Below are 18,941 nucleotides of genomic sequence, written 5' to 3' on the forward strand. Positions count from 1 at the left end.
CTGCTACCGGACGGAGCCGCGCCTTGCCCGCACTAGCCATGGCGTCGCTCGTTCTCTCGTCGGTGTTCATCGCGTCCGGCCTCGGCAAGATCGGTCGCGTGGCGCCGACGCGTGAGATGCTTCGGCGATTCCGCTTGCCCCGGATAGCTTCCGGCAGAGTGGCGGCGACACTGCTCCCGATCGTCGAGCTCGTCGTCGGTGTCGGGTTGGTGGTGGCCCCGCCGGGCGCATCGAGTCTGATGGCGGCCGCGGCCGTGTGCTTCACCGCGGCATTCGTCGTCGTCACGGGGCGCGCGTGGAGAAATGGTGACACGTTCGATTGCGACTGCTTCGGCCCATACCACCGAAGCCCTGTCAGTGGTGCTCTGGTGCTGCGGAATGTCGCCTTGCTGGTGCTTGCGCTCCTTGTTCTGTCGGCCTCCCTCTCTGGGTACGACGGTGTCCTCACGGTCGTCACGGACATCCGTCCGTCGGATGTCGTGTGGAGCGTTGTCGCGGTCGCTCTCGCTGTCACCGCGGCTCTCTTCGTCTTCTCCGCTCGCTCGGCGACATCGCCGGTGAGCGCCTCCGCGCCATCCTCACGGAAGGGCGGTGTCGCGACGATTCCGCCCATCGAGGTCACCACTGCCGTCGGCTCGGTGATGCGGCTCGTCGACCTCGTGGCGATCGAGCCCGTGCTCCTCGTGTTCGTGCGGCCCGGTTGCACTTCATGCGAACGCGTGATGGAGACCGCGCCGCGCACCCTCACGACGCGGGCGCGCATCGTCTTCGCCGTCGACTCCGCTCCTCAGGTGTTCCGTGAGAGCCATCCCGAGCTGATGGCGGACGCCGTGTTCGCGGTGCTGAGCGCGAAAGAGAAGCTCGGTGTCACGAAGATGCCGTCAGCGGTGCTCATCGGCCTGAACGGCGAGTGGATCGCAGGGCCGGTGGCGGGAGTCGCTGAGATCGAGGAACTGCTCGTGAGCGCGACCGGGTACACGGGTGCGACCACGGGAGTCAGAACGAACGAGGGGAGTGTCGAATGACGGCAGGGAGTGATCGATCGAACGGGGATCTCGAGCGCCTCTTCCAGGCTGTGGAAGAACGCCAGTGGGACACCGTGACCGAGGGATTGAGGTCGATGTGGGGCGAGCTCTACGACAACCGTCCCGCCGAGCTCCTCGCGCTCTTCTCGGCCATGCCCGAGGAGGAGTTCGACAAGGCGCCCCGGCTGCGGATCGCTCAAGAGCATCTCAGGAACAAAGTGGAGGGCAAGCCGTTCTCCCGTGCATACCGAGACATCCTGGGCAGCGATGAGGCGGCGGATCCGATTGACAGGCTCGCCGCCCTGACCGGTCAACTGGCAGTCGCCCGGGCCAATGGAAGACACTTTGAGAGCGTGAGGATCGCTGAGACGGCCCGCGAATACCTCCGATCCCTGCCGATCGACGCGATCCCCAAACTGAGCAACGCCTTGCCCGAATTCCACTTCCACTGGGGCGTCACCTTCGAGCAGGCCGGCCGCACCGAGGAAGCCGTCGACGAGTACATCGAGAGCTTCGATTGGGCCACCTCCATCGGCTCTCGAATGACGATGACCTCGGCCGCGGGCGCGCTCGCCTACCTTCGCGCGCTCGCCGGCCAAGACCGCGAGGCCGCTGCGTGGCTCGAGAAGATCCCGGCGCCGCCGAGCGAGGGCTGGTGGTCCGCATTCGCGACCACGAAGGCTTTGCTGGCCGACGCCCTGATCAAGGTCGACCGTCTCGACCGGGCCGGAGCTCGAGCGGTGCTCGACACGATCGACATCGCGCAGTCCGTCGACGATGTCGGGGAGTACTACTTCGTCTCGGCCCTCGTGACGTCGTCATCGAGCGACGCTCAGCAGCTGCTTGCCGGCATGGACCAACTGCTCGGCGATCTGCCACGCGGCGAGATGCGGTCACCGGCCACCTCGGAATACCTGTCCGTGGCCCGATACCTTCTCTTGACCGAGCTCGGCCGGACCGCGGGCGCCCTCCGGATGATGGAGTCGGAGCAGCTGACGGCCGATGCTCCCCTGATACGGCAGATCGCGGTGGGGCTGCATGTCAGGCGTCTGATCGCGGTGGGCAACCATGCTGCTGGGCGACGGCTCTCGGATCCGCTCAAGCATGTGGCGAATTCACGACCTCGGGTTCTTGTGCGCGCTCTGCTCGTGTCGGCCGAGACAGACAAGCTCGGGCGGTACCCGGAGTTGCTCGAGCGCGCTGTCGAGCTGGCTCATTACAATCGGCACTATTCTGCGTTCCGAATGGTTCTCCCGCAGACCAGGCTCGACGCAGCTGCGCTGTTCCACGAGCTCGGTGATACGGAGGTCTCGATGCGGCTGAAGGCCGCATCCGAGCCGGTCGTCATGCCCGGGGCCGACAGTCTGACCCGCCGCGAGCGACGGGTGGTCGAACTCGCGCTGAGGGGCCTCTCGAATCCGCAGATAGCCGAGCACCTCGCTGTGAGTGTCAACACGGTGAAGACTCAGATGCGCAGCGCCTATGGCAAGTTGAGGGTATCGTCGCGCGAGCAGTTGATGCAGCAGCTCCAGTTCGAGGAGTGACCCCCGCCGCGCCGGCCTGACGACCGGCTGCCCGGTCGAAGGTCCGCACCCGTCGTGCGAGACTCGAGGGGGATCGTTGGGGGTGCCGATGACGCTGGGGATGCCGCGCGAGGCGAGCGGGCGGAGCGCCGTGCTCGCCCTTTCGAGCGCCTCGCTGGCGCTGGGCTCGAGCGCGCTCGTGATCGCTGCTGCCCTCGTCGTACTGCGCAACGTCAACTCGCCTTATGACGTGTGGCTCGCACTGCTCTTCCTGGTGCCGATCGGCGCCTTGATGGTTCTGCGGCACTTCCAGCACTCGCTGTTCGTGGCCATCGCCTACCTGCTCATCGCCGCGGTGTGCATCGGCTTCTACTCCTCCATCCTCCTCTCCAACGCTCCGGAGGCGATCGTCGAGTCGCCGTTCATCCTCGCCCTGCCGCAGATCGCCGTGGTCTACACGGTCGCGCCGCGTCTGCTCGGCGTCCAGTCGCTCGTGCTCATCTGCAGCGCCTACGTGGTCGGCCAGCTCGCCGTGACCGCCGCGGCGCTCGAGGCCGGTCGCTTCCCGACGTTCGACTTCATGACCGCAGCCTCCACCGCCGTCGTGATCGTCATCTGCGCCGCCGATCTGCTGCTGCGCCGTCGCACCCAAGGCGACCAGCGCGCGGTCGCCCGGGCCCGACGCGACGCCGACGCCATGCACTACCAGCAGGAGCTCGAGTCGCAGGTCGTCGCCCTCTTCCACGACACCGTGCTGAGCGAGTTGACCGTGCTCTCGCACCAGGTGCCCGGCCCGCTCGGGGAGTCGCAGCGGCAAGCGATCCAGCGCGATCTGGCCTTGATCGCCGAGGGCTCCTGGTGGCCCGATGAGACAGCAGTGCCGGGAGCGGCCCCCCGCGACGGCGGCTTGCCGGCCGAGCTGGCCGCTGTCGTGGCGGCGAGCCGCTCCGAGGGCCTCACGGTCGACGTCTCCGGCGACATCGCGTCGCTGCACCGCTTCACGCCCGCCTCCGCCTCCGCCCTCGCCCTGGCGCTGCGGCAGGTGCTCGTGAACGTGCGCCAGCATTCGGGCGTCGATCGAGCCGAACTCGTGGTCGACGGCGAGGCGGACGCGGTGGTCGTGCTGATCGCCGACGCCGGCCGAGGCTTCGACCCGGCCGCCGTGCCGCGAGACCGCTTCGGGGTCTCGCAGTCGATCGTGGGCCGCATCCGCGACGCCGGCGGGCAGACGCAGCTCTGGACGTCGCCCGGTAACGGAACCGCCTTCATGTTCACCCTGCCGGTGGCACCCGAACACGCCTGGGAACCCCGATGATCGGCTTCTTGGCCTGGCGGGGCATTCCGCAGAGGCTCGATCCGATCGTCGCCCGCTCGATCTACCCCCTCATCGGCGTGGCCGCCATCGGGTCGATGATCTACGCGATCGTGCGCACCCTCACGGCCGGCGCCGAGGTGAGAGATCCGTTCTTCGCGGGCGTCGCCATCGCATTCGTCGTCGTCGCCGCCGTGCTGGTGATGCTGGTCACCGATCCGGTGCGCTCCCCGGCGCGTTTCGGGGGATTGGCCGGCGCGGTGGCTGCAGCGGTACTCGCGAGTGTCGCCTCGAGCGTCAGCACCTGGGGCACCTCGAACGTGATCTGGGACAACTGGGGCCCGCTGGTGGTGGGCATCGTCATCCTGACGTTCTCCGAGTTCCGGCCGGGCCGGGATCTCGCCCTGGTCACCGCCGTGAGTGCGGTGATCGTCGGCAGCACCGCCGCGCTCGAGACCTCCGCCATGCCCGATCTCGCCTCTCCGGTCACCTCGGCGGTGATCGCAGCGACGCCCGTTGTTCTGTTCGGCGTGGGGGCGTCGGTGTTCTCCTACCGGTTGAGTCTGCTGCTCTCCCGCTCCGCCGAATCCGCACTGCGCGAGCAGAGCGGGCTCAGCCGACGGGTGCGCATCCGTTTGCGGGAACTGCTCCGCGAATCCGGTCGTGAAGCGCTCTCGGTCGACGTGGTGCCGTTCCTCGAGGGCGTGCTCGAACGCGGCGAGGTGACCGAGGCGGATGCCGCCCGCGCGCGCCGCATCTCCGCGGTGCTGCGTTCGGTGATCATCACCGACATGGCGCTGCCCTGGCTGCAGCGACTGGCGCGCGCGCATCCGGACGCCCTGCAGGCCGACGACCCGGGCGACCTCGCGGAGCGCCTCACCATGGAGCAGAAAGTGGCTCTGCGGGCCGTCGTCACGACACTCGTCGCGGTGCGCACGCGATCGGCCTCACCCGTGGTGGTGCGATTGCGCGAGGTGGGCCGGCATCGCAGCATCCTGCTGCTCGCGCCCTACGACGGCGGTGAGACCGGCGTGCGTGTGCGGTTCGGCTCATCCATCGCCGTGATGAACGCCGTGTTCGGGCGCTCCACCGTCAGCGTCGTGGAGGGGGAGCTGCGGATGCTGTTCGCCTTCGAACCGAAGACCGTTCCGGCACCGGCGTCGGGGCCGGCGTCGGGGCCTCAGTCGTCGATGCCGTCGTAGTCGCGGCTGCGCGGCTGCACCACAGGCATCTCGTCGATGCCGGAGCTGAGCCGGGCGATGGCGGCCTCCGCGTCGTAGGCCGGGTCGGGCACGATGAACGCCATGATGATGGCGTGATATGAGATCGCGGCGAGCGACACCTCGGCCGGCCGGCCCTCGTTGTCGACGTTGTAGCGGCCCTCCACCAGGTCGGGGATGGTGGTGCGGGCGATGCCGAGACCCTCGATGATGGCGGCCGCGGCCACCACCAGGGGGCGGTAGTCGTCGTTGAGGTCGGGGCGGAGGCGGTAGCCCACCGCGGGAACGATGTTGCGGTAGAACACCTCCATCTGATCGAGGAAGGCGAGCTCGCTGTTGCGAAGAGCCTCGATGATGCGCTCGCGCACGCGCGCATCGGGGTAGGAGAGAGCGGTGGAGGACAGAGCCACGTAGGTGCGCCACTGGATGGAGGAGGTGACCGACTCGAAGTTCTGCTCGGCGGCCAGGCCCGTGACATCCACGAGGATGCGGCGGCGGCCCTCGGGGGTGCGCAGCTCGTCGGCGCGGAATCCGAGGTACTCCCAGGTGGCCACGAGCGACTCCTCGTCGGCCCGGCCGGGGGAGACCTGGTTGGCGACCTCGCTCAGGAGCTCCTCGAAGAAAGCCTCCTTGGACTCCCAGATACGGTAGACGGAGCTCCGCGGAACACCGGCTTCCTTGATCAGATCGTCCATCAACAGGTGCTCGAAACCGACCGTCAGACCGTTGGCCTGAACGAGTGCCATGGCGGTGTCGAGGAGCTTCGCGCGCACCTCGTCTTTGGGCACGCGAGTGCGGCCCGCTCCGGCCTTGGTCCAGCTGTTCTCAGACATACGTGCCCCTCTCAGCACCATTTTGAGACATAATGTCCCAAGTTGCAAACCCCTTGCCGCACTTCTATGCTCGGGACAACGGCAGCGTGCTTCGCGCGGACACGCCGGGCGGCCACCCACCCCCTGAAGACGGAGGATTCGAAGTGCTCCGGACGAAGACTGTCGCTCAGTCGATTTCGCGAAAGTTGAGCGGTGTCACGAATTGATCGCTCCGTAAGCAACGCGGCGGTCATTCCGGTCATCGCGGGTTCCCCCGCGTTCATCGTCGAGCCTGAGGCGCGACTGGCGACAGGCATCATCGGCGTCAACGGTGTCGCCCTCCCCGGCTTCGAAGACGTCTATCGGCAGCATTTCGAGTTCCGTCGACGAGTCTACGTGGAGCAGACCGGGCAACTCGATCCGTCCGATCTCTCCGCCGACGGAACCGACCGCGACGCCGACGACGCCCGCTCCGTGACCTTCGCCGTTCTCGAGAACGCGCCCGAAGGCGTGCGGATCGTGGGTGTGGCCCGCACCATCATCAAGGGGGCCGACGGCGAGAACCGTCCTCTGCCGGTGGAGGAGTTCTGTCCCGAGCTCTTCGCCGACCATCCGCTCGACCTCGGATGCGTCGAGGTCTCGCGCGTCATCGCCCGGCACGAGCGGGTCGCCATGCAGGAACTCATCCAGTGGCACCTGTTCGCCTTGATGTCGGCCTACTTCTCGTCGCACGACGTCGGCCGCACCTTCGCCATCATCGAACCCTGGCTCGAGCGGCACCTCGCCGGGGTGCTCGCCATCTCGCGCATCGGCGAACCCCGCTACATCGAGCACTACCTCGACTACAACCTGCCGGTCGAGTTCGACCTGGCCGGCTCGGCGGCTCGCATCACCGAGCGCAACGCCACCATCCTCGGCACGCTCGAGGCGGCCGACGGCGCACTGGAGTACTTCGGCCGCGTCTCGCGAGCCCAGCGCGCGGCGGCCGTCGTCGACGCCGTGCCCGAAAGCGGATGAAGTCGATCGGCTCGCCCGAGTTCGCGCGCAACTACGGCTTCTGGAGCGAGGCGGAGCAGCAGGCACTCCTCTCCTCGCGGGTCGCGATCGCCGGAGTCGGAGGAGTCGGCTTCCAGGTGGGCACCAAGCTCGCCCGGATGGGTGTGGCGAGCTTCAGCATCGCCGACCCCGAGGACTTCGAGCCGCAGAACGCCAACCGCGTGCCCGGGGCGACCACGGCCACCTACGGCCGGTCGAAGGCGGAGGTCTTTCGCGAGCAGGTGCGGGAGATCAATCCGGCGGCCGTGGTGCACGTCTACCGCGACGGGGTCACCACGGAGAACGTCGGGGAGTTCCTCGAGGGCGCCGCGCTGGTCTTCGACGAGTCGGAGACCACGCATCCGGAGATCGGCACCACCATCGCGCGGCACGCACGGGCGCTCGGCATCCCCGACGTCCTCGTGGTGAACGTCGGCTTCGCCGCCCAGGTCACCTCCTTCCATCCGCAGAGCCGCTGGACCTTCGAGCGCTTCATGGGTCTGCCGGAGAACGCGTCGCTCGAGGAGATCGCCACCTCGAAGGTCGACTACTCCCGGTTCCTGCCCTACATCCCGGCCTACAGCGATCTGCGCGGCCTCGTGGCCATGACGACGGATGCGCCCGACGGCTCGAGCGTGTCGCTCCCGTCGATCGCGCCCGGCGTCGACCTCGCCAGCGCGATCGGCACCACGCAAGCCTTCCTGCACCTGACGGCCGGCGTCTCGAACCGGCGCCGGCGGCCGATCTGGGCGCCGCGGCTGGCCTATCTCGATGCGTACTCGTTCCGTGGCCGCATCCTGCGGGCAGGGCGCATGACGCACCTGCGGCACGTGGTCGTGGCCGCCGTGCGCGACAGGCTCGGCCGCAATCCGCAGGGCAGCTACACCCACGCCGACATCGCCCGCCGTGGGGCGGGCGACGCCTGACTCCCGTCTGGGCCGGTCAGCCCGCGAGACGGAGGAGCGGGCCGGTCGCGTCGGCCGGGGTGTAGCGCTCGATCGCGTCTTCGGGGGCGTCGAACGGCCCCGACCACGCGAATCGATCATGTCGATGGGTGAGTTTCATGTACCAGCCGTCTTTCAAGAGGTAGACGGTGGCGAGCGGCGCGCTGGTCTTCGGATCTTGACCCGCGAGGCCGAGAGTGGCGATGGTGCCTGTCTTTCGAAGGATCACAATATCGTTCACGTCTTCGAGGCTATCCCGCTCAGGTTAGCGGCATGTTACGAGCAGAATACGAATGATGCGCCGGTTCTGCGACGCGGCGCGCGAACCGCGCGCCAACCTCGCGCAACCTCGTTCGCCGACGGCTCCGACGGTGTAATGTGAGGCCAACGGGGACGTCGAGCGCGGGCCTGGTTCATGGCCGTAAGGGTAACGGCACCACATGGCAGGCCTGCTGACGTCTCCTTGCGGGATGAGAGTATCGGGTCCTCTCATCCCGCTAAATCGTTCCGGGCCATCCGTGCTTGAATCGGTTCGTGAAACTGAACCGCGTGCACCACATCGCCGTCATCGCCACCGACTACGAGCGCTCGAAGGCCTTCTACCTCGATGTGCTCGGCTGCACGCTGCTGAGCGAGGTCTACCGCGCCGAACGCGACTCCTGGATGGGCGATCTGGCGCTGAACGGCGAGTACCTGATCGAACTGTTCTCCTTTCCCTCCCCGCCCCCGCGGCCGACGCATCCCGAGGCCACCGGGCTCCGCCATCTGGCTTTCGAGGTCGATTCGGTGGCGGATGCGCGTGAGGAGCTGCTCGGCAAGGGCGTGGCCTGCGAAGAGCTCCGCACCGACCCGCACACGGGCAATGCCATGATGTTCTTCGCCGACCCCGACGGGCTGCCGCTCGAGCTCTACGAGGCGTAGGCGGCCCGGGGCAGGCTGCACCGGTGCAGCGTCGCTGCGCCCAGGATGAAGAGGTCGCGACGGTGCTCGACGCCGTCGGGGTTCGCCGGGTCGAGCAGCCACTCCAGCGTCTCGATGTCCTCCTCGGAGAGGTATCTCCGCGTGGCGCCGGTGAGCAGCCGCAGGAGGGTGTTGCGGATGTGCGCCCGCGCATCGTCGGCGACCGGGGCCGGCACGTCCCAGAGAAAGCTCATCGTCTCCTCCACGACGAGTCCGGCGCGTTCGAGCACCACGTTCCAGCCGTAGCGGGACGTGACCGGATGGTCGAGCTCGGCGCGCATCCCGGCGTATCGGATGGCCTGTGCCATCACCAGCCGATGCATCAGTCCCGGCGTGCCCCGGCCGAGTTCGAACGGGAGGTAGTGCGTGACCAGTCCGCCCTCGCCCACGATCAGCCGGCCGCCGGGCGCGAGCCGGGCGGCGAGCCGGCGCAGGCCGTCGACCTGATCGGGCAGATGCCGCACCATCTGCCGGGAGACGACGAGATCGAACGGGCCGGGCTGGCTCTCCGGGTCGAGGACATCGCCGTGCTCGATCAGCACCCGGTCGCCGAGTGCGAGGGTGGTCACCAGGGAGCGCGCGGCGTCGAGCGATTCCTCGTCGTGGTCGGCCCCCACGATGTGTGCCATGGGGGCGATATCGGCCAGGTAGGGCAGGAAGCCCCCGGGCCCGCAGCCGATGTCGAGGATGGTGCTGTGCGGTTGCGGGGCGATCCACTCCGCCATGGCCGCGTACTGCCCGGCCGACAGGTGGTCGGTCGCCTGGATCTGGGAAACCCAGCCGCTGTCGTGTCGCACGATGACCACCGCCTCTCCTGACGCGTGTGGTTACATTGTGGCCCCATCCGCACTTGACCGATATTCGAATGTATGTTCGAATCTCTTCATGCGCTGGAACGGACAGACCCTCGACACCGAAGCGCCCTCGACGTTGCCCGGGCTCGCGCGGCTGAACAATCTCGTGCGGTCGGTGCAGACGCCGGAGTTCGCGGGCATCACCTTTCACGAGGTGCTCGCGAAGAGCGCACTCAACCACGTGTCCGGAGCCAGCAAGGTGATGCCTTTCGCCTGGACGATCAATCCCTATCGCGGCTGCTCGCACGCCTGCGTCTACTGCTTCGCCCGGCCCACCCACGGCTATCTCGAACTCGACGCCGGGAAGGACTTCGATCAGCAGATCGTGGTGAAGGTGAACGTCGGCGAGGTGCTCACCCGCGAGGTCACACGAAAGTCGTGGCAGCACCCGTCGGTCGCGCTCGGCACCAACACCGATCCCTACCAGCGGGCCGAGGGGCGGTATGCGCTGATGCCGTCGATCATCGAGGCGCTCGCCGGGTCGGGCACACCGTTCTCCATCCTCACCAAGGGCTCTCTGCTGCGGCGCGATCTGGGGTTGATCGCGTCGGCCGCCGAGGTCGTGCCGGTGAGCATCGCGATGTCGATCGCGGTCTACGACGACGAGTTGCAGCAGTCGATCGAGCCCGGCACCCCGAGCACCAAGGCGAGGCTGGCCACGGTCACGGCGGTGCGCGAGAAGGGTCTCGAGTGCCAGGTGTTCCTGATGCCGATCCTGCCGCTGCTCACCGACTCGGTGGAGCATCTCGACCGGGCGCTCGCCCGGGTGGCAGAAGCCGGGGCGTCGAGCATCGTCTATTCGGCGCTCCATCTCAAGCCGGGTGTGAAGGAGTGGTTCATGGCCTGGCTCAGCCGCGAGCATCCGGAGCTCGTGTCGGCCTATGCGCGCATCTACGCGAAGGGAACCTATGCGCCGAAGGAATACCGAGAGTGGCTCTCCGAACGGATGCGGCCGCTGGTGCGCAAGCACGGGCTCAACCGCAGCCGGCCGTCGGGTGTCACCGGGGGAGTGGCCCCGCCGGGGCGGCTCGACAAGCCGGTGGGCCCGAGTTTCGGGCCGGTGGGCGACAGCCAGCCGATGCTGTTCTGATGAGCGTCGTCAGAAAAGAAGAAGACCGGCCGCGGGATGGGGAACCAACGGCCGGTCAGGCGACCGATCGCGAGGATGGGGAATCTGCGATCGGTCTGCAATTCGGGTGAACTGATGACTCAATGGTGCGCTGCGAACGGGTACAACTGTGGCGAAACCCGGTCAATTCACCCTCCGGGTCACCCTCGACCGAGGCATGGAGAAGGGGCATAAGGTATTCGGGTGGCGAAACTGTATTTCCGGTTCGGGGCGATGAACAGCGGCAAGAGCACCGCGATGCTGCAGGCCGCCTACAACTACGAGGAGCGCGGTCAGCAGGTGCTCATCGCGAAGCCCGCGATCGACACCAAAGGCGACATGCAGATCGTCTCGCGCCTGGGGGTCACTCGCGACGCCGACTTCCTGATCGCGCCCGACACCGACGTGCGGGTCGAGTTCGCTGCCCGGCGCGACGAGATCGTGGCCGAGACCGGGGTCGACGTGAACTGCCTGCTCATCGACGAGGCGCAGTTCCTCACGCCGGCACAGGTCGACGACGCGCTGCGCATCGCCATCATGGACGGCGTGCCCGTGCTGGCCTACGGCATCCGGAGCGATTTCCAGACCGCCGGCTTCCCCGGCAGCATCCGGCTGCTCGAGGTCGCGCACAGTCTCGAAGAACTCAAGACCATCTGTCGCTGCGGGCGCAAGGCCATCTTCAACGCCCGCAAGATCGGCGATCGCTATGTGTTCGATGGCGCTCAGGTGGCGATCGACGGCGAAGACGTGACCTATGAGTCGCTCTGCGGTGCCTGCTACCTCGAAGAGTCCCACGGTGTGCTCGGCCGGATCTGAGCGGCGAACTGCTACGTTTTAGCCGTTGATCCGAACACACAGCGAACATCCCAGGGGGCAATGATGCATCACCAGACGACTCGAGTTCTCGCCGCTTTCGCCATCGTCGGCGCCGCGGCCCTCGGACTCTCGGCCTGCTCGACGACGAGCGGCACCGATTCCGGCTCGAACCCCACCAGCAGCGCCACCTCGAACTCCGTGCTCCCCCCGATCATCGTCGAGTTGGCCGACGCCGACGGAACGACCGTCGAGGTGCCGCTCGACAACGTGGTCGACCTGGTGACGGGAGACGACGAGAACGTGGCCGCCTGGACGGCGAAGATCTCCGACGAATCGGTGGTGGAGTTCGTGCCCGGCAAAGACGACGGCAGCGCACAGTTCAACCCGGGTCTCAAGCCGTTGACCGAGGGCACAGCGGATGTCGTGCTCTCGAACTCCGAGACCGATTCCACCGTGTCGTTCACCGTCACCGTGACGGCCGCCGCGAAGTAGCCGCCGCTCGCGCCGGCCGGTCGGCCGGGGTTGCCGCTCCGGGTGACCAGGAGCATGGTGGAGAGATGAAGAGTGTCTCCTATGCAGGCTTGACGTTCTCGACGGCGGACGTCATCGCCGACACGCTGTTGCAGCTCGCAGCGGCACTCGGTCAGAACGAACGGGCGGAGACCGTGGACATCCCGGTCGTCGACGACGACGGGCGGCCCACCTCGGTGCAACTCGTGATCGGGCCGGCCAGCCAGTTCATCAGCCGGCCCATCGAGTCCAGCTACGCCGACCCGCAGGACGACGCGCTGCTCGACGGCATGCGGCGGCGCATCCGCTCACTCGACATGCCGCGCGCGGCCGCCGTGTCGCACAGCGAATTCGACCGTTTCGACATCGACAGCCCCGGGTGACGTCGGCCCGGGATGGTGACGTCGCCTCGGCGACCTGCCCGTGAAAACGAAGAACCGGCCGGAGACGATGTCTCCGGCCGGTTCTGTTTCGTCGGGGTAGCGGGATTCGAACCCACGACCTCCTCGTCCCGAACGAGGCGCGCTACCAAGCTGCGCCACACCCCGAGGTGTGTGTGCTCCAGCGCAAACCGCGGCTGAGGCCTTAACAAGGATAGCCGAAATTCCTGCAGCCGGAGACCGCTCCCGCTCACGCCCTGGCGGTGAGCGTCAGCAGTGTCGCCTCGGGGCGGCAGGCGAACCGGAACGGGGCATAGATCGAGGTGCCGAGGCCCGCGGAGACGTTGAGGTAGGCCGAGTGGAAGCCGTGCCGCCAGAGACTCAGACCCTTGACCTGCTTGCGCGGGATGTCGCAGTTGGTGACGATCGCGCCATAACCCGGCACGCAGACCTGTCCGCCGTGCGTGTGCCCCGCAAAAATGATCTCCGCGCCGTGGGTCACGAAGGAGTTCAGCACGTATTGATAGGGGGCGTGGGCCACACCGATGGTGAGACGCGGACCGCGGTCGTCTTCCTCCCGGAGCTCGTCGAGAGCGCCGGGGATGCGCTCCAGCTTGTCGTAGTGCCGGTGCGGATCGTCCACGCCGAAGAAATCGATGATCGTGCCGTTCACGTCGGTGGTGGCGGCGCGGTTGTTGAGATTCTTCCAGCCGAGCGAGTCGAAATACGCCTCGAGCCGCTCGGTGTCGAGCCGCTCGGCGGTGCCGGTGTGTTTGGAGGGGCCCATGAAGTAGCGCAGCGGGTTCTTGAACGAAGGCCCGAAGTAGTCGTTCGAGCCGTTCACGTAGACGCCGGGAACGCCGCGGAAGACGTCGAAGGCCGCCTGCACCCCCGGGATGCCGTCGCGGTGACCGAGGTTGTCGCCGGTGTCGACGATCAGGTGCGGGTTCAAGCGCGCGAGGCCGCGAATCCACTCCTGTTTGTCGGTCTGCCAGGGCGCCATGTGCAGATCGGAGATGTGGAGCACCCGGATGTCGGCTGCGCCGGCCGGCAGCACCGGCACGGTCGCCGTGCGCAGGGTGTACTGCCGACGCTCGACGAAGGTGCCATAGGCGAACGCCGCAGCTCCGGCCACCGCGACGACGCCGAGCGAAGTCGCGGTGGCCCGGGTGGCAGCAGTCACCCTAGCCCGCCTTCGTGGTGACCCTGAGCCTGTCGGTTCCGAACCGGATCGGATTTCCCGCCCCGGGGTTCGTGGCCGTGACCTTGGCATTGCCCGACGACGGGCCGTCGAACACGATCTGGCCCGCCTCGATACCCGCACCGGTGATGGCCTTCTTCGCGTCGTCGGGGCTCATCCCGACCACGTTGGGCACGGTGCGCAGCTGGCCGTTCGAGGTGAAGACGGTGACGGTCGACCCCTTCGACGCCGTGCCGCTCGGCGAACTGCTGTCGACCTTGTTGGCCGGCTGCACCGAGTCGATCACGCCGCCGTCGTCGTAGTCGAAGCCCGCCGCGGTGAGGGCGGCCTTCGCGTCGTCGACCGACATTCCCGCGATGTTCGGGATCTGTACCTGCACGCCGTTCCGGAGCAGTGACGGAGCGTCGGGGAAGGCGTCGCCGCCATACTTGCCGTCGGCATCCGTCATGTACTGCTTCCACACGTCGTGACGCACGTTTCCGCCGCTCTCGCCGTTGATGGAGGTGTTCCTGATCGACACGGTGCCCACGACGTTCCCGATCCACACGGCCGTGGCGAGCTTGGTGCTCGCGCCCACGAACCAGGTGTCCTTCTCGGAGTCGGTGGTTCCGGTCTTGCCGAAGTGCGGAATGCCGTCGTTCGGGTTCGACTGCGAGCCGGTGCCGCCGTTGATGACGCCCTGGAGCGCGACCGTCATGGCTGCTGCGATCGTCGGATCGACAGCCTGGGTGCAGGTCGACTGGGGAGCGGGGAGCTCGTTGCCGGACGAATCCAGGATCTTGCTGATCGCGATGGGCGAGCAGTAGGTGCCCTGGTTGGCCACGGCCGCGAAGGCCGCTGCCATCGTGAGCGGGGCGATCTCGTTCGTGCCCAGCACGTCGGCCGGGTTCTCGCCGAGGGGGTCGCCGTCGGCCCGGTGCACTCCGAAGGCCTCCGCCGTCTTGCGGATCTCGCACTGGTCGAGCTTCTGCGCCATGCGCAGGAAGGCGAGGTTGACCGAGTCGCGCGTGGCCTGCATCACGGTGACGTTTCCGGGCGCCGATCCGCCGTCGTTCTTCACCGAGTACGTGCCGCCGTTGCCGCCGGTGCAGCTGTCCTTGAACTGCGCGAGATTCAGCGTGCCGGGGTTTCCGTTGATCACGTCGCCCAGTGAGTGGCCGGTCTTCAGCCATTCGGCGAGGGTGAAGATCTTGTAGGTCGAGCCCACCTGGAATCCGGTCGATCCGCCGTAGTCGTAATCGGTGCTGTAGTTGATCGCCGAAGCACCCAGGTTGGTGGCCGTGACCTCGGGATCGTCGCTGAAGTCCTTGTTCTGCACCATCGCGAGGATGCGCCCGGTGCCGGGCTCCACTGTCACGAGTGCGCCGCCGAGGTCGAAGTCGTAGGTGTAGGGCACGTAGTTGTCGATGGCGCTCTTGGCCGCGGTCTGCAGATCGACGTCGAGCGTCGTGTAGATCTGGTAACCGCCGGTCTTGAAGTTCGTCCACCGCGTGTCTTCGTCGGCGCCGAAGGCGGGGTCGTTCTTCACGACGTGCGTGATGTAGTCGCAGAAGAACCCGGCCCCGATGGGGTTGGCGGTCTGACAACCGGTCGACGGTTGCACGATGTTCGCCGTCACGGGCGTCGCGATGGCCTCGTCGTACTGCGCCTGCGTGATCTTGTGCTCCTTGAGCATCGCGGGCAGCACGTCTTTGTCGCGACGCGCCTGGTTGTCGGGGATGTTCTCTTCCTGGTCGATACGCAGGCCGTTGGGCTCGTTCACCGTGGCGATCAGGCTGGCCGCCTGGGCGACTGTCAGGTCGGAGGCGTTGACCCCGAAGTAGTACTGCGCTGCCGACTGGATGCCGTAGACCCGCCCGCCGAAGGGGGCGATGTTGAGGTAGCCGAGCAGGATGTCGTCTTTCGAGAACTCCTTCTCGAGGCCGATCGCGAGCTTCATCTCTTTCAGCTTGCGGTCGACCGAGGTCTTCGTGGCCTCGGCGTACGCGGCGTCGCGCTCCGCCTCGTCTTGGATGGCCTCGGCCTTCTGTACCAGGATGTTGCGCACGTACTGCATCGAGATCGTCGACGCACCGCTCGCGGAGGTCTCGAGCGCGTTGCCCGCCGCCGCACGCAGGGTCGACGCGATGTCGACGCCGCCGTGGCTGTAGAAGCGGGGGTCTTCGGTGGCGATCACCGCATCCTTCACGTACTGGGAGATCTGGTCCCAGCCCACCTCTTCGCGGTTCTGCTCGAACACCGAGGCGAGCAGCACGGGGGTGCCGTCGCTCTTCGTCGCGTAGATGTTCGTCTTCTCGGCGAGCGCATCGGGCTTGATGTAGCTCGGGAGGTTCTCGAACATACCGATGGAGTTGTTCGCGGCAATGCCGGTGACAGCGAGCGCGGGCGTGACCATGGCAGTGACGAGGATGCCCGCGATTGCGCTCATCCCTACTATGCCGAGAATGGCCCCGACCACACCGCTAGCCGTGGCTTTCGGGGCAGACATAGGATCAAGGGTAAGCGACAAACCTACAAATAGCCGTGAAAGGGGCCCTGTGCCTGCCTGGGAATACGTGACGACACCGCTCATGATCCACAACACCGCCGCGATTCTGAACACCTGGGGATCGGACGGCTGGGAGCTCGTTCAGATCGTCACCGGCCCGGAAGGCGGGCTCGTGGCCTATCTGAAGCGCCCCGTCGCAAGCGAAGGGAAGTGACCCGGATGTCGCAGATCAGCGATCGCCTGGCCGACCTGGGAATCAGCCTGCCCTCCGTGTCGGCGCCCGCCGGGGCCTACACCCCGGCCCTCGTCTCGGGCAACCTCGTCTTCACCGCGGGCCAGCTGCCGTTCGTCGGCGGCCAGCTCCCGCAGACCGGCAAGGTCGGCGACGGCCCGCTCCTGGTCTCGCCGTCGGCGGCGAAGGAATTCGCGCAGGTCGCGGCCCTCAACGCCCTCGCCGCGGTGGAGAGCGTGCTCGGTTCGCTGGATCGCGTGACGCGCGTGGTGAAGGTCACCGGCTTCGTCGCATCCGATCCCTCGTTCACCGGGCAGCCCGGCGTCATCAACGGGGCGTCGGAGTTCCTGGTCGACGTGTTCGGCGACCGCGGCGTGCACGCCCGCTCCGCCGTCGGCGTCGCGGTGCTGCCCTTGGATTCCCCGGTCGAGGTCGAGCTCATCGTCGAATTCGCCTAACCCTCCTCGCGAGACGTCAAAATCCGCCCGAAAAGTCGCGTTTTCGGGCGGATTTTGACGTCTCGCCGAGGTCAGCGCAGGGTTTCGCTGATGAGGGTCATGACGGATGTGTCGGCGAGGGTGGTGGTGTCGCCGATCTCGCGACCCTCGGCCACGTCGCGCAGGAGGCGGCGAATGATCTTGCCCGAGCGCGTCTTCGGCAGCTCGGAGACGATGAAGATCTGACGCGGCCGGGCGATCGCGCCGATCTGCTGCGCGACGTGCGCCCGCAGCACGGCGGCCGCGTCGTCTTTGCCGGCGGCATCCGCTTGGCTGGCTCGGGTGATGACGAACGCCACGACCGCCTGTCCGGTGGTCTCGTCGCTCGCGCCCACCACGGCCGCTTCGGCGACCATCGGATGCGACACCAGGCTCGATTCGATCTCGGCCGTCGACAGGCGGTGCCCCGACACGTTCATCACGTCGTCGACGCGGCCCATCAGCCAGATGTCGCCGTCTTTGTCGTAGCGGGCGCCGTCGCCGGCGAAGTACTTGTCGCCGAACTTCTCCCAGTAGGTCTCCTTGAAACGTTCCGGATCGCCCCAGATGCCCCGGAGCATGGCCGGCCAGGGCTCGGTGACCACGAGTAGGCCGCCTTCGTCTTCGCCCACAGGGGTGCCGTCATCCGTCACGATGTCGATCGCGATGCCGGGCACCGGAACCTGCGCCGACCCGGGCTTGAGGGTGGTGACGCCGGGCAGGGCGGAGATCATGATGGCGCCGGTCTCGGTCTGCCACCAGGTGTCGACGACGGGCGTGGTGTTGCCGCCGATGACCTCGCGATACCAGATCCAGGCCTCCGGGTTGATCGGTTCGCCGACCGAGCCGAGCAGTCGCAGGCTGCTGAGGTCGAATTCGGCGGGGATCTGGCGTCCCAACTTCATGAAGGTGCGGATGGCGGTCGGCGCCGTGTAGAGGGTGGTGACCCCGTACTTCTGGATGATCTCCCACCAGCGACCCGGATGCGGGGTGTCGGGTGTGCCCTCGTAGAGCACCTGGGTGGTGCCGTTCGCGAGCGGACCGTAGACCGTGTAGCTGTGGCCGGTCACCCAGCCGACGTCGGCCGTGCACCAGTAGACATCCGTCTCGGGCTTGAGGTCGAAGACCTGCCGATGCGTGAACGCGACCTGCGTGAGGTAGCCGCCGCTGGTGTGCAGGATGCCCTTGGGCTTTCCCGTGGTGCCGCTGGTGTAGAGGATGAAGAGCGGATTCTCGGCCGGGAACGCCTTCGCGGTGTGCTCGGAGTCGACCTGCGCGATCTCGTCGTGCCACCAGAGATCGCGGCCGTGGGTCCATTCGACCTCGTTGCCGCCGCGCTTCACCACGAGCACGTTCGTGACGGTGCTCGCTTCGTCGGTGAGGGTCAGGGCCGCGTCGACGGCGGCCTTCAGCGGGAAAACCTTGCCCTTGCGGTAGCCGCCGTCAGCGGTGATGACGAGCTTGGCCTCGGCGTCGTCGATGCGGGCGCGCAGGCTCTCGGCGCTGAAGCCGCCGAACACGACGGAGTGGATGGCGCCGAGCCGGGCCACCGCGAGCATCGCGATGACGGCCTCGGGGATGACCGGAAGGTAGATCGCCACGCGGTCGCCGGCTCCGATGCCGAGCGCGGCGAGTAGGTTCGCGGCCTTCTTCACCTCGGCCGTCAGCTCGGCGTAGGTGATGCTGCGCTGGTCGCCCGGCTCGCCCTCCCAGTGGAGGGCGACGCGGTCGCCGAGGCCGGCGAGCACGTGGCGGTCGAGGCAGTTGTAGGCGACGTTGAGCTCACCGTCGTCGAACCACTTCGCGAAGGGCGGATTCGTCCAGTCGAGCGTGCGGGTGAAGGGCTTGTGCCAGTGCAGCAGCTCGCGCGCCTGGTTCGCCCAGAAGCCCTCGCGATCGGCAGCAGCCTCCTCGTAGAGACGGCGGGTCTCCGCGGAACCGGCGGCGAACTCCTCGCTCGGCGGGAACCTGCGCGACTCGTGCATGAGGTTGTCGATGTTGTTCGTGGTCATGCTCCCGCTGCTCCTTCGCACTGCATCCTGCTC

Annotated in this window: 19 protein-coding genes and 1 tRNA gene; 13 read left to right on the plus strand and 7 right to left on the minus strand. The window is 67.4% G+C overall.

The window, feature by feature from the left end; translation table 11 throughout:
- Nucleotides 1–23: 23 nt before the first annotated feature.
- The 4 genes from BLW00_RS16680 (at nt 24) to BLW00_RS16695 (ending at nt 5,062) form a co-directional block, all read left to right on the plus strand.
- A complete protein-coding gene (locus BLW00_RS16680) occupies nt 24–1,025 on the plus strand; it encodes a MauE/DoxX family redox-associated membrane protein (RefSeq protein WP_139256764.1) in 1,002 nt (333 codons plus the stop codon).
- Entirely contained in the window at nt 1,022–2,569 is a 1,548-nt protein-coding gene (locus BLW00_RS16685; protein ID WP_092556306.1) for a helix-turn-helix transcriptional regulator, read from the plus strand. Before BLW00_RS16680 ends, BLW00_RS16685 begins: the two co-directional genes overlap by 4 nt.
- Nucleotides 2,570–2,657: 88 nt before the next feature.
- Nucleotides 2,658–3,863 (plus strand): sensor histidine kinase, encoded by a 1,206-nt coding sequence (locus BLW00_RS16690; RefSeq protein ID WP_139256765.1) that lies wholly within the window; start codon nt 2,658–2,660, stop codon nt 3,861–3,863.
- On the plus strand, nt 3,860–5,062 hold the full coding sequence (locus BLW00_RS16695) for a hypothetical protein (RefSeq protein WP_092556310.1): 1,203 nt from the start codon (nt 3,860–3,862) through the stop codon (nt 5,060–5,062). Before BLW00_RS16690 ends, BLW00_RS16695 begins: the two co-directional genes overlap by 4 nt.
- Here BLW00_RS16695 and BLW00_RS16700 read toward each other — a convergent pair.
- A complete protein-coding gene (locus BLW00_RS16700) occupies nt 5,041–5,913 on the minus strand; it encodes a TetR/AcrR family transcriptional regulator (RefSeq protein WP_175494335.1) in 873 nt (290 codons plus the stop codon). The genes BLW00_RS16695 and BLW00_RS16700 overlap by 22 nt on opposite strands.
- A gap of 192 nt (nt 5,914–6,105) precedes the next feature.
- On the opposite strand from BLW00_RS16700, the gene BLW00_RS16705 reads away from it, so the two are divergent.
- Entirely contained in the window at nt 6,106–6,909 is an 804-nt protein-coding gene (locus BLW00_RS16705) for a hypothetical protein (RefSeq protein WP_092556314.1), read from the plus strand.
- The gene (locus BLW00_RS16710; protein ID WP_092556316.1) at nt 6,906–7,853 is read left to right on the plus strand and encodes a ThiF family adenylyltransferase; all 948 of its coding nucleotides are present in this window, start codon (nt 6,906–6,908) and stop codon (nt 7,851–7,853) included. The genes BLW00_RS16705 and BLW00_RS16710 overlap by 4 nt, the downstream gene beginning before the upstream one ends.
- Before the next feature lie 16 nt (nt 7,854–7,869).
- Here BLW00_RS16710 and BLW00_RS16715 read toward each other — a convergent pair whose 3' ends face one another.
- On the minus strand, nt 7,870–8,112 hold the full coding sequence (locus BLW00_RS16715) for a hypothetical protein (protein ID WP_139256766.1): 243 nt from the start codon (nt 8,110–8,112) through the stop codon (nt 7,870–7,872).
- 293 nt (nt 8,113–8,405) lie between these two features.
- On the opposite strand from BLW00_RS16715, the gene BLW00_RS16720 reads away from it, so the two are divergent.
- On the plus strand, nt 8,406–8,792 hold the full coding sequence (locus tag BLW00_RS16720; RefSeq protein ID WP_092556319.1) for a VOC family protein: 387 nt from the start codon (nt 8,406–8,408) through the stop codon (nt 8,790–8,792).
- Here the strand turns inward: BLW00_RS16720 and BLW00_RS16725 are convergent.
- On the minus strand, nt 8,780–9,637 hold the full coding sequence (locus BLW00_RS16725; protein ID WP_092556321.1) for a class I SAM-dependent methyltransferase: 858 nt from the start codon (nt 9,635–9,637) through the stop codon (nt 8,780–8,782). The genes BLW00_RS16720 and BLW00_RS16725 overlap by 13 nt on opposite strands.
- A gap of 79 nt (nt 9,638–9,716) precedes the next feature.
- Between BLW00_RS16725 and BLW00_RS16730 the strand changes: the two genes are divergently transcribed.
- From BLW00_RS16730 to BLW00_RS16745, 4 genes are all read left to right on the plus strand, one after another.
- The gene (locus BLW00_RS16730) at nt 9,717–10,775 is read left to right on the plus strand and encodes an Rv2578c family radical SAM protein (RefSeq protein ID WP_139256767.1); all 1,059 of its coding nucleotides are present in this window, start codon (nt 9,717–9,719) and stop codon (nt 10,773–10,775) included.
- Between the two features lie 222 nt (nt 10,776–10,997).
- The gene (locus BLW00_RS16735) at nt 10,998–11,609 is read left to right on the plus strand and encodes a thymidine kinase (RefSeq protein ID WP_092556323.1); all 612 of its coding nucleotides are present in this window, start codon (nt 10,998–11,000) and stop codon (nt 11,607–11,609) included.
- A gap of 63 nt (nt 11,610–11,672) precedes the next feature.
- The gene (locus BLW00_RS16740; RefSeq protein ID WP_139256768.1) at nt 11,673–12,101 is read left to right on the plus strand and encodes a hypothetical protein; all 429 of its coding nucleotides are present in this window, start codon (nt 11,673–11,675) and stop codon (nt 12,099–12,101) included.
- Between the two features lie 65 nt (nt 12,102–12,166).
- On the plus strand, nt 12,167–12,502 hold the full coding sequence (locus BLW00_RS16745) for a hypothetical protein (protein WP_092556327.1): 336 nt from the start codon (nt 12,167–12,169) through the stop codon (nt 12,500–12,502).
- 91 nt (nt 12,503–12,593) lie between these two features.
- Here the strand turns inward: BLW00_RS16745 and BLW00_RS16750 are convergent.
- From BLW00_RS16750 to BLW00_RS16760, 3 genes are all read right to left on the minus strand, one after another.
- Nucleotides 12,594–12,667, minus strand: a tRNA-Pro gene (locus tag BLW00_RS16750).
- Nucleotides 12,668–12,749: 82 nt separating this feature from the next.
- Entirely contained in the window at nt 12,750–13,682 is a 933-nt protein-coding gene (locus BLW00_RS16755) for a metallophosphoesterase (RefSeq protein WP_092556329.1), read from the minus strand.
- Between the two features lies 1 nt (nt 13,683).
- The gene (locus BLW00_RS16760) at nt 13,684–16,128 is read right to left on the minus strand and encodes a transglycosylase domain-containing protein (protein WP_245741642.1); all 2,445 of its coding nucleotides are present in this window, start codon (nt 16,126–16,128) and stop codon (nt 13,684–13,686) included.
- A gap of 109 nt (nt 16,129–16,237) precedes the next feature.
- On the opposite strand from BLW00_RS16760, the gene BLW00_RS23830 reads away from it, so the two are divergent.
- Both BLW00_RS23830 and BLW00_RS16765 read left to right on the plus strand, forming a co-directional pair.
- A complete protein-coding gene (locus BLW00_RS23830; RefSeq protein ID WP_217634411.1) occupies nt 16,238–16,402 on the plus strand; it encodes a DUF4177 domain-containing protein in 165 nt (54 codons plus the stop codon).
- Between the two features lie 5 nt (nt 16,403–16,407).
- Nucleotides 16,408–16,878, plus strand: coding sequence for a RidA family protein (locus BLW00_RS16765; protein ID WP_092556333.1), 471 nt, complete (start codon nt 16,408–16,410; stop codon nt 16,876–16,878).
- Between the two features lie 71 nt (nt 16,879–16,949).
- Here BLW00_RS16765 and acs read toward each other — a convergent pair whose 3' ends face one another.
- Nucleotides 16,950–18,908: an acetate--CoA ligase gene (gene acs / locus BLW00_RS16770; protein ID WP_092556335.1), complete on the minus strand. Its 1,959-nt coding sequence runs from the start codon at nt 18,906–18,908 to the stop codon at nt 16,950–16,952.
- Nucleotides 18,909–18,941 lie beyond the last annotated feature (33 nt).

It is taken from the genome of Herbiconiux ginsengi, assembly GCF_900107435.1.
Lineage (GTDB): Bacteria > Actinomycetota > Actinomycetes > Actinomycetales > Microbacteriaceae > Herbiconiux > Herbiconiux ginsengi.

Excerpts from the sequence above, each read along its gene's own strand:
- BLW00_RS16685 (WP_092556306.1), top strand. The coding sequence starts at position 1,022 with ATGACGGCAGGGAGTGATCGATCGAACGGGGATCTCGAGCGCCTCTTC.
- BLW00_RS16690 (WP_139256765.1), top strand. The coding sequence starts at position 2,658 with ATGACGCTGGGGATGCCGCGCGAGGCGAGCGGGCGGAGCGCCGTGCTC.
- BLW00_RS16695 (WP_092556310.1), top strand. The coding sequence starts at position 3,860 with ATGATCGGCTTCTTGGCCTGGCGGGGCATTCCGCAGAGGCTCGATCCG.
- BLW00_RS16700 (WP_175494335.1), bottom strand. The coding sequence starts at position 5,913 with ATGTCTGAGAACAGCTGGACCAAGGCCGGAGCGGGCCGCACTCGCGTG.
- BLW00_RS16710 (WP_092556316.1), top strand. The coding sequence starts at position 6,906 with ATGAAGTCGATCGGCTCGCCCGAGTTCGCGCGCAACTACGGCTTCTGG.
- BLW00_RS16730 (WP_139256767.1), top strand. The coding sequence starts at position 9,717 with ATGCGCTGGAACGGACAGACCCTCGACACCGAAGCGCCCTCGACGTTG.
- BLW00_RS16740 (WP_139256768.1), top strand. The coding sequence starts at position 11,673 with ATGCATCACCAGACGACTCGAGTTCTCGCCGCTTTCGCCATCGTCGGC.
- BLW00_RS16745 (WP_092556327.1), top strand. The coding sequence starts at position 12,167 with ATGAAGAGTGTCTCCTATGCAGGCTTGACGTTCTCGACGGCGGACGTC.
- BLW00_RS16760 (WP_245741642.1), bottom strand. The coding sequence starts at position 16,128 with ATGAGCGCAATCGCGGGCATCCTCGTCACTGCCATGGTCACGCCCGCG.
- BLW00_RS16765 (WP_092556333.1), top strand. The coding sequence starts at position 16,408 with ATGTCGCAGATCAGCGATCGCCTGGCCGACCTGGGAATCAGCCTGCCC.
- acs (WP_092556335.1), bottom strand. The coding sequence starts at position 18,908 with ATGACCACGAACAACATCGACAACCTCATGCACGAGTCGCGCAGGTTC.